The following is a 17,034-nucleotide window of genomic DNA, read 5'->3' as shown; positions in this document are numbered from 1 at the left end:
TAAGCTAAATTATATCTTCTAGAAAGCCTGTGATGAGAATGAATGAACACAATAATCCTTTATTCGCCGTTCAGCGGCGGAGTGGAAATAGAGATGAGACTGTATACTGGAAGTTGAATTCCGCTGAGGGAACGAACTCTGAGGTATTTCAGCCGAATGAAGCTGACAAGCTGGCGATAGCGGAGGCAGCAACAATGCTTCGTGAAGGCGGAACCGTGGCTTTTACAACCGAAACCGTCTACGGGCTAGGGGCGGATGCCCGAAATACGGCGGCAGTTGAGGCTGTTTTTGCGGCAAAAGGACGGCCCTCTGACAATCCGTTAATTGTGCATATTGCGGATACGGCAGCTTTGGACGAGCTTGTTGCAGAGGTGCATCCTAAGGCGGCCGCGCTGATGGCAGCTTATTGGCCTGGTCCGCTGACAGTTGTGCTTCCTGTTCGTGAAGGTGTACTGTCGCCCTGTGTGACGGCGGGTTTGGATACGGTTGGTGTGCGGATGCCGGATCATCCGGTAGCTCTAGCACTGATAAGTGCCGCAGGTTGTCCAGTTGCGGCGCCCAGTGCTAATCGTTCGGGTCGCCCGAGCCCGACATTAGCTTCGCATGTGATGGAAGATTTGGCTGGATACATTGATGGCGTCCTTGATGGTGGTGCTGCTGGAGTTGGACTAGAGTCAACAGTCGTGCAGGTACAGCCTGACGGAAAAGTTGCTGTGCTGCGCCCCGGCGGGATTACTTCGGAACAATTGGCTGCAGTGGTGGGAGCAGAAGCTGTAAGCTCAGAGCCCGGTAATGCTGAGACAACTGCTGCCGCTACCGCAACCGCTACTGTCTTGGCTGATTCGGGGACGACAAACTCTGTTATTGATTTCAGTACTGCTGAGCCAATCACAGCTAAAGCAACTACCGCGCAATCTTCAGCGGATTGCCTGAATGTTAACAATCGTGAGCCTTTCGAAAGGGCTTCCGCATCTATTGAGCAGCATGGTGCGGATGCTGCTGGCGATATTTCGGCGCCGCGCGCGCCGGGCATGAAGTACACGCACTACGCACCGCGCGGCTGGCTTGGTGTAGTGCGCGGCTCTTCCCCGCAGCGCGTGGCGGATGAAGCCGCTAGTCAACTTCAGGCGGCGCAGCTAAACGGCGAGGTCACGGGCTTGCTCCTCTTCGAGGAGCATAAGGCCCTTTATCCCGCCGACCCTGCCGCCTGTGTTCTTTCCCTCGGCTCGTTATCCTCGCCGGAGGAAGGGGCTCGCTCCCTATATGCCGCCTTGCGGCGCTTCGATGAAGCGGGAGCGACTTACATCTTAGCCGAGGCTTGCCCGTATACCGGCCTCGGCGCTGCAATCATGAACCGGCTTATGAAAGCCGCCGGCGGATCTGTCATCGACGCCGGATAACCACGGCATTGCTTTTTCGTATATGACTCCCATATGAAGTCATGAATACCCCCTTGTCCGCATATCGTTGTTGTACAAGATATTTCGGACTTGGGGGGTTAAGCATGGGCTTAGGAGATGTATATACCGAATGGGGGCAGATTGTTACCATTACTATAATGGCGGTTGCATTAGGGATGGATGCCTTTTCGCTCGGTGTAGGGATCGGGATGAAAGGTATTCGTCTGCTGCATGTTCTGCAAATGAGTCTGCTCATTGCTGTTTTTCATATGCTGATGCCTCTCCTGGGTTTATTGACAGGAAGTTATGTCGGACACCTGTTAGGTCAAGTAACGACTTATGCTGCTGGAGGTCTTCTAGTTCTTTTGGGCGGGCATATGGTGTACAACTCCTTTCGTCCGGATACAGGAAGCTCACGAGCTATGGATCATCGAACCTTGTGGGGAATGATACTTCTTTCGCTCAGTGTCAGTATTGACTCTTTCTCCGTGGGTGTATCACTGGGGATGTTTGTGAATGGAGTACTTTTGACCATCTTAGCCTTCGGTGCTTGCGGGGGAATAATGTCGATTCTAGGGTTGCTAATTGGACGGCATGTCAGTCGTGGTCTCGGGGATTATGGAGAAGCGCTAGGCGGTGCAATACTTCTGGGGTTTGGCTTGCTATTCATCTTTTGATACAATAACGGCATTAGAATATTTAATTTCATGGGGGTGCAAAACATGCTGCATATTTTATTCGTCTGCACCGGGAATACATGCCGAAGTCCTATGGCTGAGGGGCTTTTACGAAAGCTCGCGAAGGAACGTGGAATCGACCTGGAAGTGCGGTCTGCAGGTGTATCCGCCATTTCCGGTACTTCTATATCAAGACATGCTGCGGCTATACTGCAGGAAGAAGGAATTCATGATTCAATGGAGTCGTCACAATTGACAGGTCAAGCTGTCGCTTGGGCCGACCTTGTGCTGACCTTGACGGGTGGGCATAAGCAGCATTTATTGCAGTATTTTCCGGATGCTGTAACGAAAACCTATACATTGAAGGAATACGTGCATGATGAAGAGTCGGTGACGGAAGATATCAAGGAATTGGACAGCCTCTACGCAGATGCGGAGTTGAGCTTAGCTCTTGGTGGTGAACCGAATACAACGGATCTGCAGCGGATGATTGAGATTCGCCAGCGTATTCCGAGCTTCGATATTTCTGATCCATTTGGTGGCACGCGTGAGGACTATGAGCTAACTGCTGCTGAGATTCGCACTGCGCTATTCAGTTTGCTGGATAAGCTGGAAACCTTCCGCCATTTGTAAATGGTTGATTTTCAGTTCACTTTGCTTTAAGATGAAGTTACAAATAATCGGTTCCGATGTAACTGGCGACAAATGTGGATCAAACCACGATGGAGCATCGGAATAAACGGCCGGTCGCCTGGGCAAAAGAGCAAATCCGCAGCTACCTGCGGACTGCTCTTTTTTGTTTAAAATAAGCTTGTTTGAAGTTTGAGGAGGTAGAGTGATGGACGAAGTTGTGGAGCTATCATTAACTGAAGCCACCGTCACTGTGTTAAGGGAGTTGGCGGAGGCTGGTAACCTTGGGTCAGGCAAAATTGTTGTCGTCGGAGTGAGCACAAGTGAGGTTGCTGGTGTCCGGATTGGAACTGGTGGTGCACTTGAAGTTGCAGAACAACTGCTTGAAGGTGTTCGTTTAGTAGCAGCGGAAAAAGGATTTCATCCGGTGTATCAGTGCTGCGAGCATTTAAATCGTGCACTTGTCATGGAACGCTCTCTGCTAGAGTCACTTGGTCTGAAGGAAGTATCAGCTGTACCTATACGAGGTGCTGGAGGTTCGATGGCTACGGCTGCTTATCACGCTATGAAAGATCCTGTTTTGGCGGAAACGATAGAAGCTCATGCTGGTTTAGATATTGGCGAGACACTGATAGGAATGCATTTACGGCGGGTAGCCGTTCCTTTCCGTCCGACTCTACGATACATTGGAGCAGCCAGAGTGAATGCGGCATGGACCAGACCCCCACTAATTGGTGGTGAACGTGCGGTATATCGTGCTCCAGAACAAAGTGGTTCACAGTTTTGTGATTAACGAACTTTAGTTTTTATATTTTTTGCAGAAACGTAGACCTAAGTCTCTTTATGGCGGGCAAATCGTTTCTACTTAAATACAACATATCTACACACACTAGGGAGGAAATAAGAACATGGAACAATTGCGTAAGAGTGACCCGGCAGTACTGGAAGCGATGGAACTGGAACTGAAACGTCAGCGTGCCAACATTGAGCTTATTGCCTCAGAGAATATCGTTAGCGAAGCCGTAATGGAAGCTATGGGCTCCGTGCTTACGAACAAATATGCAGAAGGTTATCCAGGCAAACGTTATTATGGTGGCTGTGAAGATGTAGATATCGTTGAGAACCTTGCTCGTGATCGCGCAAAAGAATTGTTTGGCGCGGATCATGTCAACGTACAACCACATTCCGGGGCTCAAGCAAATATGGCAGTTTATCTGGCTGCGCTTAAGCCTGGCGACACTGTTCTTGGAATGAATTTGGCGCACGGTGGTCATTTGACACATGGTAGCCCAGTTAATGCTTCAGGATTGCTTTATAACTTCGTTGCTTATGGAGTACAAGAAGATACTTTCCTAATTGATTATGATGAAGTACGTAAAGCAGCCTTCAAACACCGTCCGAAAATGATTGTAGCTGGTGCTAGTGCCTATCCGCGTATTATTGATTTCGAAAAACTTGGCGCTATCGCCAATGATGTGGGTGCGCTATTTATGGTAGATATGGCCCATATCGCAGGATTGGTTGCTGCTGGTCTTCATCCGAGCCCGGTTCCTCATGCTCATTTCGTTACAACTACTACGCATAAGACTTTGCGCGGTCCCCGCGGAGGTATGATTATGTGCAGACAGCCATGGGCAGCTGCTATTGATAAAGCGGTATTCCCTGGTTCCCAAGGTGGACCTCTGATGCATGTAATTGCTTCAAAAGCAGTCGCATTTGGTGAAGCATTGCAGCCATCCTTTAAGACTTATGCTCAAAATGTAGTGAAGAACGCTAATGTTCTTGCAGAAACGTTGATCAGCGAAGGGGTTAACATTGTATCCGGAGGTACAGATAACCACTTGATGCTGCTGGATACCCGTAATCTGAACATTACCGGAAAAGATGCGGAAAAAGTACTAGATTCCATCGGGATTACTGTGAATAAAAACGCAATTCCATTTGATCCTACAAGTCCTTTCGTAACAAGTGGTATTCGTATTGGTACACCTGCAGTCACATCCCGTGGTATGGACGAGCAGGCGATGGTCACTATTGGACGTATCATTGCTAATGTTCTAAAGAATCCGAAGGATGAGGCAAACTTGGCAGAATCTGCGCGTCAAGTGGCTGAGTTGACTGACCAATACCCTCTTTATCCAGAGTTGAAATACTAAATCTTTGCTTCTAATAAGAAATGATTCTGCCTCCATCCATACCCTCTTCCGGGTTTGATGGAGGCTTTTTTGTTGCATATTGTTCACAAATATCACTGTAGGTAATAGATGAAATTGAATGAAATTAATCATGAAAGTTCATGGAATTTTCAATAAAATTAGTGAAAATAATGTGAATAGTATGAAAAAGCCAAAGTTGCACAACATAATCTAGGTTTTATAAGTGATTGGTTTCCTAATTAAGCCAATCATTACCTTTAAAAACAAGGAAATACAAAGGAATATGTTCAATGTGAGTTCAAGTACCATTCTGAGGTGAAATGCAGCGGCGGGAGTGCTATAATAGACAGGATTTAGCCACTGAGAAGCAAAGCGCTTTCTATGGCTATAGACAAGACTTACAATTACCGGAGGGACAGTAAATGGGAAAATTGGTGATTTGCGATCATCCTTTAATTCAACACAAACTAACATTTATTCGCGACGTTAGAACAAACACGAAGGATTTCAGAGAACATGTTGACGAAGTTGCCACATTGATGGCTTATGAGATTACACGTGATATTCCACTAGAGACCATTACGGTACAAACACCGGTCACTGAGACGGAAAGCAAAGTGATTTCGGGAAGAATGCTGGGGCTTATTCCTATTCTTCGTGCGGGTTTAGGTATGCTTGAAGGTGTACTGAAGCTTCTACCTGCGGCTAAAGTAGGACATGTAGGGCTTTTCCGTGATCCAGACACTCTTCAACCAGTGGAGTATTATATCAAGCTTCCAACGGACGTACAGGAACGTGAATTGATAGTAATTGATCCGATGCTTGCTACAGGCGGATCCGCAATTGCTGCGATTACCTCACTGAAGAACCGTGGCTGTACACAGATCAAAATGATGAACTTGATTGCAGCGCCAGAAGGTGTTGCTGCAGTTCAGGAAGCTCATCCGGATGTTGATATTTATGTAGCAGCGCTTGATGATCATTTGAATGAACATGGTTACATCGTGCCAGGTCTTGGTGATGCTGGTGACCGTCTTTATGGAACCAAGTAATAAGTAATTAAGTATTAAGTATAGTAATGCGAGAATATTTGATGAGAGGGTAGGGGTTATGTCCAAAATCAAAGTAATGACTATTTTCGGAGTGCGCCCCGAGGCGATCAAGATGGCTCCTCTGGTTCTTGAACTGAAGAAGCATCCTGAGCATATCGAATCAATAGTATGTGTAACAGCACAGCATAGAGAACTGCTCGATCAAGTGTTGGAAGTGTTTAATATCACCCCTGATTACGATTTGGACGTGATGAAGGACCGTCAGACCTTGAATGAGATTACTATTCGTGTGCTTGAAGGTTTGGAACCTGTACTGAAAGAAGTTAAACCTGACCTCGTGCTGGTGCATGGGGACACCTTAACAACGTTTTTAGCTAGTTACGCTTCCTTCCTGCAGCAAATTCAGGTTGGGCACGTAGAAGCAGGACTTAGGACATGGAACAAATTGTCTCCGTATCCTGAAGAAATGAACCGTCAACTCACAGGTGTGTTAGCTGATCTGCATTTCGCTCCAACCGATTTGTCAGCTAACAATCTGAGACACGAGAACAAAAAAGAATCAAGTATTTATATCACAGGCAACACCGTAACTGATGTGTTTCAATATACCGTACAGCCGGATTACCGGCATCCTGTTTTGGATTTTGCTTCAGGAAAAAGACTTATTTTGATGACCGCTCACCGCAGAGAATCTCAAGGTGAACCGCATCGTAATATCTTCCGAGCTATTAAAAGAATCGCTGATGAATTCGAAGATGTCGCCATTGTTTACCCTGTGCATCCGAGTCCTGCCGTTAAGGAACCTGCGCATGAGATACTGGGAGGACATCCGAGAATTAAGCTGATTGATCCGCTGGATGTCGTGGACCTGCATAATTTTTATCCGCATACCCACTTGATATTGACCGATTCCGGCGGTCTGCAAGAGGAAGCTCCTTCTTATGGAGTGCCTGTTCTTGTGCTTCGTGATACAACGGAGCGTCCCGAAGGGATAGAGGCTGGAACGCTGGAACTTGTGGGCACGGACGAGGAGAAGGTGTATCAACGGACACATGCTCTTTTGACTGATAATGAGCTCTATCAGTCGATGAGTCGGGCCGCCAACCCGTATGGAGATGGCAAGGCTTCCCAACGGATTGTCAATGCGATTTTGCACCATTTTGGTGTTAATAAGGAACGTCCTGAAGAGTTTCACAGAATGTTCACAAAAAATAAATAATTTCAATTAAACTAATATCTGATCTGATTAAAATCAACATACAGTGAAACTGTACGGTTTATATGGTTTTGGAACGTTTTGCTGTGATTATTTTCATGTTTTCAAGGGTTTTTAGGCAATGTTCAATGAATTGACAAAGACTCAGGAAATTCAGTAAAATTAGTTGGGATTGTAGCCCATGAAAGAACAAAATAGCAAGGACAGCTTGTTACAGACCGCGCTTGTCATTGGAAGTGCAGGCACTTTGCTTGCCGCTTACATTCTTATTGGTTTTTTTGCGGCAAGATGGCTGAAAGACCTGATGGAGGGGCCGAAATATTGGCTCGCCATTGGCACTATAACTGGAATGATTCTGGGAATTGTGAATGTCGCCTTGTTAATTAAAAAATTTTTGGGGGAGCAGAATGGATAATATGACTCCCATGATCAATACCGTCACTAGAGTTACGCTCGTCCTTATGGCAGGACTCTTAATGGGCTGGGTGCTTCATCATGAGACCCGGGCAATTACACTGGGCATGACTCTGGGTCTGGTGGCGGGATTGGTAAACTTTCGTTATCTGGCCGTCAAGGTTCGACGGGTTACGCAGTCGATTGCGAGCAACGAAGGGAATGCCTTCAGCCTCGGTTTTGTTACACGGATTAGCTTCGCAATTTTGGTCACCATGTTCTCGGTCAAGATTGAGCATTTCTCCCTGGTAGCAACTGTTTCGGGCGTATTCATTCCTCAGCTTCTCGCCATTCCTGCGGGGATATATCTGAGTGTGAAGAATAAGCTTTAACCAGATTAAAGAGAAAGGGGGATGATACTATGCATGACATGCCGAAAATATTTGTCGGGGGAATACCGATAGATTTATCCGCCGTGTTGATGCTTCTGATCAGTTGTACAGTGGTGTTTGTTCTGGTTATGCTTTCGGTTCGTAAGCTTTCCGTTGAAAATCCATCCAAGCTTCAGAACTTCATGGAATGGGTTGTGGAATTTGTAGAGGGTGTCATAAGCAGTGCCATGGATCTGAAGAAAGGAAAACCTTACATATCTTTAGGGTTGACATTGATTCTGTTTATCTTTGTTTCCAATCTACTTGGATTGCCTTTCTCCGTTGTAACTGAGGCGCATGGACCTGTAACAGTGTTTGGCCACGTGATTGAAGCAACTAAGAACTTGGCGAATGGTGAGCATGCAGAAATTTTATGGTACAAGTCGCCAACTGCTGACATTAACGTCACTGCAGGATTGGCAATCATAGTATTTGTACTGATGAACTTTCTGGGCATTAAGCTCAACGGCAAACATTATTTCAAACACTACATCGAGCCGTTTCCAATCTTTTTGCCACTGAACATTATCGAAAACCTGGCAAAACCTGTAGCGTTGGCTATTCGTCTATTCGCTAACATTTTCGCCGGAGAAGTACTGATTACAGTCATTTTGAAGCTGGGGATTCTCAGTATTCCGTTCCTGGCTGTATGGCAGGGCTTCAGTATTTTCGTCGGGGCACTACAAGCGTTTATCTTTACGATTCTGACGATGGTTTATATCGCACAGATGACGATTCACGAAGAAGAAGCACATTAATGAACTGCTGCGAAGAGAACGGCTATCGTCTGATTTTCCTTCGTGGGAGATATCTTATATCATTAAACACAAATATGAACCGAAATTAAAGGAGGATATTTACAAATGGAATTTTTAGCAGCAGCAATAGCGGTTGGATTGGGTGCACTTGGCGCAGGTCTTGGTAACGGTATGATCGTTAGTAGAACAGTTGAGTCCATCGCTCGTCAACCAGAAGCGAAAAATGCTTTGCAAACAACAATGTTTATTGGTGTAGGTATCGTCGAAGTTATTCCGTTGGCAGCAACAGTTATCGCATTCCTGATTATGTTTACTTAATAAACCGTAGTTACGGTTTGGCGGGGACGGCCGATGCCATCCGCGCCTTACTTTTGTATACGTCCGCATGACGCGGTAACGGAAGGGAGTGACCTCAGTGGATATTGTTTGGACAAACATAGTATTTTCAATTGTCGCCTTTGGGATTTTATATTTCTTGCTTAGCAAGTATGCGTTCAGCAAACTTTTTGCAGTTATGGAGAAACGCCGTGAGCTGGTAATGCAGCAAATGGACGAAGCTGCGAAGACTAGAGAACAAGCGGTCGCGTATGTGGAAGAGCAGAAGCAAGCGCTGAACAGTGCACGCCAGGAAGCTCAACAGATTATTCAACAATCGCAAATCACAAGCAATCTACAGGTAGAACAAACTTTGGCACAAGCCAAAGCAGATGCAGCACGTGTCAAAGAAGAGGCCGTGCGCGATATCGAGAACGAAAAGAACAAAGCAGTGGAAGAGTTGCGCAGCGAAATTGGAACGGCATCTGTTCGTATTGCTTCTAAACTTCTTAAGAAAGAAGTTAGTGCTAACGGCGAGCAGGAGCAACTTGTGAACCAATACCTCAAAGAGGTAGGAGGCCAATCATGAGCCGCGATACGGTAGTTGCCAAGCGCTACGCTAGAGCATTGTACAGTGCAGCGGTAGAGAAAGGGATTACCCTTGAAGTAGAAGAAGAGCTCAAGGCAGTGGTTGGATTATTACATTCCGACCAAGAGATAAAGCGGTTTATTCTTGCACCGCGCATCTCGGAGTCCGACAAGCTGAAAGTGCTGCGCACAGCGCTTCAAGATAAGCTCTCTCCCATCGTGATGAACATTGTAGAATTGTTAGTAGAGCGAGGCAGAACCGATATTTTTGCCGATCTGCTGGATACGTATATCAAGATTGAAGGAGACGCTCTTGGCATTGGTGATGCTAAGGTATACTCTGTTTATTCTTTAAGTGAAGAAGAAAAAGCAGCTGTAGCTGCAGAATTCGGCCAACTCGTAAACCGTAAAATCCGGATTACGAATGTGGTGGACCCAAGCCTGTTGGGAGGACTGAAAGTTTATATCGGCGATACGCTGTATGACGGCAGTCTGTCTAACAAATTGGAGCGTCTCGAGAAATCCTTTAATGATAAGCATAGAAGATAGGGGTGAGGATATTGGGCATCAGACCTGAAGAGATCAGCACTTTGATCAAAAGTCAAATTGAGGAATATAAAGCCGATATCGAAGTTGCCGAAGTCGGCACCGTCATTCAAGTCGGCGACGGTATCGCCCGTGTCTACGGTCTGGAAAACGCAATGGCTGGCGAATTGCTAGAGTTCTCCAACGGAGTAGTGGGCATGGCGCTCAATCTGGAAGAAAGCAACGTCGGTGTTGTTATTCTGGGTGAGTACAAGGAAATTCGTGAAGGCGATCAAGTAAAACGTACAGGACAAATTATGCAAGTTCCTGTTGGTGAAGCTCTGCTCGGTCGTGTAGTTAACGCACTTGGTATGCCGCTTGACGGCAAAGGCCCAATTGCTACAACTGAATTCCGTCCTGTAGAAAATAATGCACCAGGGGTTATCGATCGTAAATCGGTACATGAGCCGATGCAAACAGGTCTTAAAGCCATTGATGCGATGGTACCAATCGGTCGTGGACAACGCGAACTTATCATTGGTGACCGTCAAACAGGTAAGACTGCAATCGCAATTGACGCGATTATCAACCAAAAAGGCAACGGCATGAAATGTATTTATGTTGCCATTGGTCAAAAGCAATCCACAGTAGCACAGGTTGTAGAAACTCTTCGCCGTCATGGCGCTTTGGAATATACAATCGTTGTAACTGCATCGGCTTCCGAGCCGTCCCCATTGTTGTACATTGCTCCATACGCAGGTTGCGCAATGGGCGAATACTTCATGTACAAGGGCGAGCACGTACTGATCATTTACGATGACCTTTCGAAACAAGCTTCGGCTTATCGCGAATTGTCCTTGCTGCTTCGTCGTCCACCGGGTCGTGAAGCATTCCCGGGTGACGTATTCTATTTGCACTCCCGTCTTTTGGAGCGTGCAGCTAAGCTTAGTGATGAGCTCGGTGGTGGTTCATTAACCGCACTTCCATTTATCGAAACACAGGCATCTGACGTATCAGCTTACATTCCTACGAACGTAATCTCGATTACAGATGGTCAAATCTTCCTTGAATCCGATCTGTTCTACTCTGGTCAACGTCCGGCGATCAACGTCGGTATCTCCGTTTCCCGTGTAGGGGGCTCCGCTCAAATCAAAGCGATGAAGAAGGTAGCCGGCTCGCTCCGTCTGGATCTTGCCCAATATCGCGAACTTCAAGCCTTCTCACAGTTCGGCTCAGATCTTGATAAATCTACACTTGCCCGTCTGAATCGCGGGGCACGTATGATGGAAGTTCTGAAACAAGGTGTGAATCAGCCGTTGTCTGTTGAGCATCAAGTGCTTAGCTTGTACACAGCTGTAAAAGGATATTTGGATGATATTCCAGTTAAAGACGTAAAACGTTTTGAAAAGGAATTCCTTGCTTATATGGATAGCAGTGCTGCTGATGTAGCTCAATCCATCAGGGATACAAAAGATTTGACAGCTGATAACGAAGCCGCTCTTAAAGCAGCGATTGATACCTTTAAAAGAGGTTTCGCTACTAGCTAATATAGATAGACTTTAACGGATTTTACTAAGTGAGCTTTGGCTCTGCCGAAGCTCAGGCTGTGCTTATGAAGTAGCTTTGACTTCGTCAAAGTTAAGAGAATGCTTACGAAGTTAGCTTTGACTCCGTCAAAGCTCTAAGGTGGTGAAATCATGGCAAGAAGCATGCGTGATATTAAACGTCAAATTAAGAGTGTTCAAAACACAAGACAGATCACAAAAGCGATGGAAATGGTAGCCGCATCCAAGCTGAGAAAAGCTCAGGAGAAGGCAATTGCCGCCCGTCCTTATGCTGAGAAGCTAAAAGAGGTTGTATCGAGCATTGCTGCTGGCACCGAAGGTGTTCAACACCCTATGCTGGTTAGCCGCCCTGTGAAGAAGACTGGTTATCTAATCGTTACCTCTGATAGAGGGCTTGCAGGTGGTTACAACGCTAATATTTTGCGTAAGGTGACGATGCTCATCGCGGAGAAGCATAAGTCCAAAGATGAGTACGCATTATTTGTTATTGGTCGTAAGGGCCGTGACTTTCTACGTCGCCGTGAATATCCGATTGTACAGGAAGTTACTGAGCTATCGGATGCGCCGAAGTTTGCTGACATCAAGTCTATCGCGAATTCGGCAGTACAGCAGTTTGTAGATGGTACGTATGATGAGTTGTATGTTTGTTACAATCAATTCGTCAATGCTATCACCCAGATCCCAACCGTTGAGCGACTGTTGCCTATGGATGGAGTAGGGAATCAAGAGCATCATGAAGCTTCTGCAAACTACGAATATGAACCTTCACCGGAAGGCGTGCTAGAAGTATTGCTTCCAAAGTACGCTGAAACTTTGATTTATAGCGCTATTCTGGATGGCAAGGCCAGTGAGCTGGGTGCGAAAATGACAGCTATGGGCAGTGCAACGAAGAACGCGTCGAAAATGATCGGAGAACTTACCCTTACGTACAACCGTGCCCGTCAGGCGGCAATTACGCAGGAAATTACCGAGATCGTGGCCGGAGCGAACGCGCAGTCTTAAAATACAAGAAAAGTTAAACTAAGTGCTTAACTTGTCTTGTATTTTACGAGAAACAGTGTCGCTTGCTTAGGGTGCATAGCTCCTTAAGAACGGCACTGTAAGTTCTTCTTAAAATATAAGAAAGTATGGTTTTACACTATACAAAATGCTTATATTTCTACGAGAAACGGTTGTCATCTTTATATGACGACAACGTCGTTTCTTCTTGATGTAACAGCTTTCGAGGAGGGAAAAGAAGATGAACAAAGGACGCGTTGTAAGCATTATGGGTCCGGTTGTCGATATTGAATTTGAACGCGGCCAGTTGCCCGAGATTTTCAACGCTATCAAAATTGAAACCGTCTTGGACAATGGTCGTCAGCTTAACCTAACACTTGAGGTTTCCAATCACTTGGGAGACAATCTGGTACGTTGTATCGCGATGTCTTCTACTGATGGTCTGGTTCGTGGACTGGATGCAATCGATCAAGGAGGTCCAATTTCGGTTCCTGTAGGGGAAGCGACATTAGGCCGTGTATTTAACGTACTTGGTAATCCAATTGATAACGCTGGTGAAGTTCTTGCTGAGAAAAAGAACCCGATTCACCGTCTCGCACCAACATTTGACGAATTGTCAACACAAGCGGAAATCTTGGAAACAGGTATTAAAGTTATCGACTTGCTCGCACCTTATGCTAAGGGTGGTAAAGTCGGCCTCTTCGGCGGTGCCGGCGTAGGTAAAACAGTAACAATCCAAGAATTGATTAATAACATTGCCCAAGAGCACGGTGGTATTTCCGTATTCGCAGGTGTCGGTGAACGTACTCGTGAAGGTAATGACCTTTATCACGAAATGACGGATTCCGGCGTTATTAAGAAGACAGCAATGGTCTTCGGACAAATGAACGAGCCTCCAGGTGCACGTCTTCGTGTAGCTTTGACCGGTTTGACCATGGCGGAATATTTCCGTGATGTGGAAGGCCGCGATACGCTGCTCTTTATCGATAATATATTCCGCTTTACCCAAGCGGGTTCCGAAGTGTCCGCTCTTCTCGGCCGTATGCCATCTGCGGTTGGTTATCAGCCGACTCTGGCTACTGAAATGGGCCAGCTGCAAGAGCGTATCACATCGACTAAAAAAGGTTCAGTTACATCGATTCAAGCAATCTACGTACCGGCGGATGACTACACTGACCCTGCTCCGGCTACAGCGTTTGCTCACTTGGATGCAACAACTAACCTTGAGCGTAAAATTTCCGAGAAGGGGATTTTCCCAGCGGTTGACCCACTGGCTTCCAGCTCGCGTTTGCTCGCTCCAGAAATTGTTGGTGAAGAACATTACAACGTGGCACAAGGTGTTAAACAATTGCTGCAACGTTATACCGAGCTTCAAGACATTATTGCCATCTTGGGTATGGATGAATTGAGTGAGGATGATAAGGTTATCGTAGCTCGTGCTCGTAAAGTTGAACGCTTCCTGTCGCAGCCATTCCACGTGGCTGAACAGTTCACTGGCTTTAAGGGTAAATATGTACCAATCAAAGAAACTGTACGCAGCTTTAAGGAAATCCTGGATGGTAAGCATGATGATCTTCCAGAAGCAGCTTTCCTATTTGTAGGTACGATTGAAGAAGCAGTAGAAAAAGCGAAATCGATGTAACCTGAGCTTAGCTAATGCTTTCGATGCAAGCTTTACTTCGTAAAGCTTAGTGCATGCTTTCGAAGCGAGCTTTACAATGTAAAGCTTTAAGGAGGAATGGAAGTGAATACCTTTTTGTTGGAAATTGTCACGCCGGAGCATCTCGTTTACTCCAAGCAAGTGAATAGCTTGATTGTAAGAGGGGTCGAAGGCGAGTTGGGTATTTTGCCGGGACACATTCCGCTTGTGACTCCACTTCAGGTTGCTCCGTTATCCGTCAAATCGGACGGTGTTACGATCTCCATCGCTGTTCATGGCGGGTTCGTTGAAGTGCATAAGGACAAAGTAACCGTGCTGGCTGAAAGTGCCGAGCTGCCAACAGATATCGATGTTGAGCGCGCCGAAGCGGCTAGAGAACGGGCTCAACGCCGTCTCCAGACTCGGAGCAAACAAGATGATATCGATCACCGCCGTGCGGAATTGGCGCTGCAACGCGCTGTTACACGGATTAAAGTGTCCACTGGAAAAGGACAACAGTAGGATAAAAGCAGTCAAGCCTTAGGGTTTGACTGCTTTTTATTATAGTAATCTATTGAAAAAAGGTTAAAATTTCTTCATTATTTTGGATAATGGCGTTGAATTGTTTAAAAATTTGTAAAAGTACTGGATTCTTTTGCCCTTCACAAGTATGATATAAGAGTCGATTTCCGAGTAATACGAACACGGAGGGTTAGCATGGAGGATATATTGTCGGGTGGGTTGTCTAGCGCAGTTGGAACCAGCAGTATGGTCTCAATGATTGTATCTTTGCTCAGTGTTGTATTATCTTGGTGGGCATTGCAGAACCTTAAGCTCGATTTGGTCATAAGATATCCCAAGAGTCCTCAGGGAAGGCTGCTGCACTTGCTGTTGGCCATTGTACTTGGTCGTTTTGTAGCGGGGTTCTTCCTGGATTACCTGAGCTGGAGTGGGATGATCCGATATATGTTTTAAGGGGATGTAGTTTGGTTATAAGTGTCTTAGGTCGCAGTGGTCAAAAGGTGTCGAATAATAAGGTTTTATTATGTCAACACTGAACTTTAAGGAACATGCCCGAGTAAATGGGCGTATTGATGGAGTAGAGAACTTTTTTGCAATTACTTTAATCTAAAAAAATAATTTAAGAAATAATGGACGCGGAGGGAAACCGAAAATGAGCAAATTTATCGTCCGCGGTGGCAACAGATTGACCGGGAGCGTGAAAGTTAGCGGCGCAAAAAATTCCGTATTACCGATCATAGCCGCCTCTCTATTGGCAGAAGAAGGAGTAAGCGTCATTGTAGACGCACCTCCGCTTGATGATGTGATGACGATATCAAAAATGCTGGAATCTCTGGGTGCAGGGGTTACATATCAGAACGATATTATCCAGGTGGATGCTACAAATATCACATCCTGTGAAGCACCTTATGAATGGGTTCGAAAAATGCGGGCGTCTTTTTTAGTCATGGGCCCACTGTTATCTAGACTTGGTCAGACAAGAATTTCCCTGCCAGGCGGCTGTGCCATTGGTACACGACCGATTGATCAGCATTTGAAAGGGTTTGAAGCACTGGGTGCGGAGATTAGTCTCGGCCAGGGCTACATTGAAGCGAAAAGCAACGGACGCCTGCGCGGTGCCAAAGTGTATTTGGATGTAGCAAGCGTAGGTGCGACCGAAAATATAATGATGGCAGCTACATTAGCCGAAGGCGTGACCGTTATCGAGAATGCGGCTAAGGAGCCTGAGATTGTCGACCTGGCCAATTACTTGAATGGTATGGGCGCAATCGTACGCGGTGCGGGAACAGGCGTTATCCGTATTGAAGGGGTAGAACGTCTGCATGGGGTCAAACATCATGTAATCCCTGACCGTATCGAAGCAGGTACGTACATGGCGGCTGCAGCAATTACCGGTGGCGATGTATATGTGGAAGGCGCAATTGCTGATCACTTAGGTCCTGTTATTGCTAAGATGGAAGAAATGGGTGTAACCATTATTCCCGACGAGAACGGTATTCGTGTAATCAGTGACAAGCCTCTCAAAGCTGTTGATTTGAAGACTTTGCCGTATCCAGGTTTTCCTACGGATATGCAGTCGCAAATGATGGCATTATTGCTGCGTTCTGAAGGTACTAGTGTCGTTACAGAAACCGTATTTGAGAACCGGTTTATGCATGTGGATGAATTCCACAACATGAATGCTGAGATTAAAATCGAAGGTCGCTCGGCGATCGTTACAGGTAATGCACAATTGGTCGGAGCTAAGGTTTGTGCTACGGATCTGCGTGCGGGAGCTGCGCTTATTTTGGCAGGTCTGGTTGCTGAGGGCACTACTGAAGTAAGCGGAACTCATCATATTGACCGCGGGTATGTTCATTTGGCTGAGAAACTGTCCGGATTGGGTGCGGAAATTTGGCGCATCTCCATGGAAGATACTTCAGCGCAAACCGTGAAGGATGAAGTTCTTAAACCGGAAGTATCCAAGAGTGAATCGACTAAAAACGAAGAGGTTAAACCACGCTTTCAGGTTCAACCAACTTGGGTATAATATCAATCATTAGGAGAGACCAGGCTGCAGTTTGCAGCTTGGTCTTTTTTTATGGAATCCTCATTTGATGGGGATTTTTTTGTATGCAATTTAATAGCCTGTGGTCTAGTAATAGATTGAGGACAGGAACTCTCTTTCT

General features: G+C 46.1%; 19 protein-coding genes and 1 riboswitch. All 19 genes read left to right on the top strand.

Annotation, left to right across the window (positions count from 1 at the left end; all coding sequences use genetic code 11):
- Positions 1-38: 38 nt before the first annotated feature.
- Entirely contained in the window at positions 39-1,400 is a 1,362-nt protein-coding gene (locus MHH50_RS28965) for an L-threonylcarbamoyladenylate synthase (RefSeq protein WP_076192503.1), read from the top strand.
- Between the two features lie 104 nt (positions 1,401-1,504).
- Positions 1,505-2,077, top strand: coding sequence for a manganese efflux pump MntP family protein (locus MHH50_RS28960; protein ID WP_076309993.1), 573 nt, complete (start codon positions 1,505-1,507; stop codon positions 2,075-2,077).
- Between the two features lie 45 nt (positions 2,078-2,122).
- Positions 2,123-2,710: a low molecular weight protein arginine phosphatase gene (locus MHH50_RS28955; RefSeq protein ID WP_340033767.1), complete on the top strand. Its 588-nt coding sequence runs from the start codon at positions 2,123-2,125 to the stop codon at positions 2,708-2,710.
- A 48-nt stretch (positions 2,711-2,758) separates the two neighbouring features.
- A riboswitch (ZMP/ZTP riboswitch) is annotated at positions 2,759-2,841 on the top strand.
- A gap of 74 nt (positions 2,842-2,915) precedes the next feature.
- Positions 2,916-3,500 carry a TIGR01440 family protein gene (locus tag MHH50_RS28950; RefSeq protein WP_076099682.1) on the top strand — a complete coding sequence of 195 codons (585 nt, stop codon included), beginning with the start codon at positions 2,916-2,918 and terminating at the stop codon, positions 3,498-3,500.
- Positions 3,501-3,615: 115 nt separating this feature from the next.
- Positions 3,616-4,863 (top strand): serine hydroxymethyltransferase, encoded by a 1,248-nt coding sequence (gene glyA, locus MHH50_RS28945; protein WP_038573642.1) that lies wholly within the window; start codon positions 3,616-3,618, stop codon positions 4,861-4,863.
- Between the two features lie 422 nt (positions 4,864-5,285).
- Positions 5,286-5,915 carry a uracil phosphoribosyltransferase gene (upp, locus tag MHH50_RS28940; protein ID WP_036681583.1) on the top strand — a complete coding sequence of 210 codons (630 nt, stop codon included), beginning with the start codon at positions 5,286-5,288 and terminating at the stop codon, positions 5,913-5,915.
- A 58-nt stretch (positions 5,916-5,973) separates the two neighbouring features.
- Positions 5,974-7,134, top strand: coding sequence for a UDP-N-acetylglucosamine 2-epimerase (non-hydrolyzing) (wecB, locus tag MHH50_RS28935; RefSeq protein ID WP_076123932.1), 1,161 nt, complete (start codon positions 5,974-5,976; stop codon positions 7,132-7,134).
- A gap of 178 nt (positions 7,135-7,312) precedes the next feature.
- Complete coding sequence (locus tag MHH50_RS28930; RefSeq protein WP_036681579.1) at positions 7,313-7,546, top strand: AtpZ/AtpI family protein; 234 nt, start codon at positions 7,313-7,315, stop codon at positions 7,544-7,546.
- Entirely contained in the window at positions 7,539-7,916 is a 378-nt protein-coding gene (locus MHH50_RS28925) for an ATP synthase subunit I (RefSeq protein ID WP_036681578.1), read from the top strand. The genes MHH50_RS28930 and MHH50_RS28925 overlap by 8 nt, the downstream gene beginning before the upstream one ends.
- 29 nt (positions 7,917-7,945) lie before the next feature.
- The gene (atpB, locus tag MHH50_RS28920) at positions 7,946-8,713 is read left to right on the top strand and encodes a F0F1 ATP synthase subunit A (protein WP_036681575.1); all 768 of its coding nucleotides are present in this window, start codon (positions 7,946-7,948) and stop codon (positions 8,711-8,713) included.
- A gap of 105 nt (positions 8,714-8,818) precedes the next feature.
- A complete protein-coding gene (gene atpE / locus MHH50_RS28915) occupies positions 8,819-9,031 on the top strand; it encodes a F0F1 ATP synthase subunit C (protein ID WP_036681574.1) in 213 nt (70 codons plus the stop codon).
- Between the two features lie 97 nt (positions 9,032-9,128).
- Positions 9,129-9,617, top strand: coding sequence for a F0F1 ATP synthase subunit B (gene atpF / locus MHH50_RS28910; protein WP_076123930.1), 489 nt, complete (start codon positions 9,129-9,131; stop codon positions 9,615-9,617).
- On the top strand, positions 9,614-10,165 hold the full coding sequence (locus MHH50_RS28905; protein ID WP_076123928.1) for a F0F1 ATP synthase subunit delta: 552 nt from the start codon (positions 9,614-9,616) through the stop codon (positions 10,163-10,165). Before atpF ends, MHH50_RS28905 begins: the two co-directional genes overlap by 4 nt.
- An 11-nt stretch (positions 10,166-10,176) precedes the next feature.
- The gene (gene atpA / locus MHH50_RS28900) at positions 10,177-11,688 is read left to right on the top strand and encodes a F0F1 ATP synthase subunit alpha (RefSeq protein WP_036681566.1); all 1,512 of its coding nucleotides are present in this window, start codon (positions 10,177-10,179) and stop codon (positions 11,686-11,688) included.
- A 150-nt stretch (positions 11,689-11,838) separates the two neighbouring features.
- Positions 11,839-12,708, top strand: a complete 870-nt coding sequence (atpG, locus tag MHH50_RS28895) for an ATP synthase F1 subunit gamma (RefSeq protein WP_036681564.1) — start codon at positions 11,839-11,841, stop codon at positions 12,706-12,708.
- 238 nt (positions 12,709-12,946) lie between these two features.
- The gene (atpD, locus tag MHH50_RS28890) at positions 12,947-14,347 is read left to right on the top strand and encodes a F0F1 ATP synthase subunit beta (protein WP_036681562.1); all 1,401 of its coding nucleotides are present in this window, start codon (positions 12,947-12,949) and stop codon (positions 14,345-14,347) included.
- A 102-nt stretch (positions 14,348-14,449) separates the two neighbouring features.
- On the top strand, positions 14,450-14,866 hold the full coding sequence (locus MHH50_RS28885; RefSeq protein ID WP_036681559.1) for a F0F1 ATP synthase subunit epsilon: 417 nt from the start codon (positions 14,450-14,452) through the stop codon (positions 14,864-14,866).
- Between the two features lie 195 nt (positions 14,867-15,061).
- On the top strand, positions 15,062-15,319 hold the full coding sequence (locus MHH50_RS28880; RefSeq protein WP_036681556.1) for a DUF1146 family protein: 258 nt from the start codon (positions 15,062-15,064) through the stop codon (positions 15,317-15,319).
- Between the two features lie 199 nt (positions 15,320-15,518).
- Entirely contained in the window at positions 15,519-16,895 is a 1,377-nt protein-coding gene (gene murA / locus MHH50_RS28875; protein ID WP_076123926.1) for a UDP-N-acetylglucosamine 1-carboxyvinyltransferase, read from the top strand.
- Positions 16,896-17,034: the final 139 nt, after the last annotated feature.

This window comes from Paenibacillus sp. FSL H3-0302 (genome assembly GCF_037982245.1).
GTDB lineage: Bacteria > Bacillota > Bacilli > Paenibacillales > Paenibacillaceae > Paenibacillus_AQ > Paenibacillus_AQ odorifer.
Note: the sequence above shows the minus strand (reverse complement) of the source record. Positions and strands in the feature narration are given on the sequence as shown.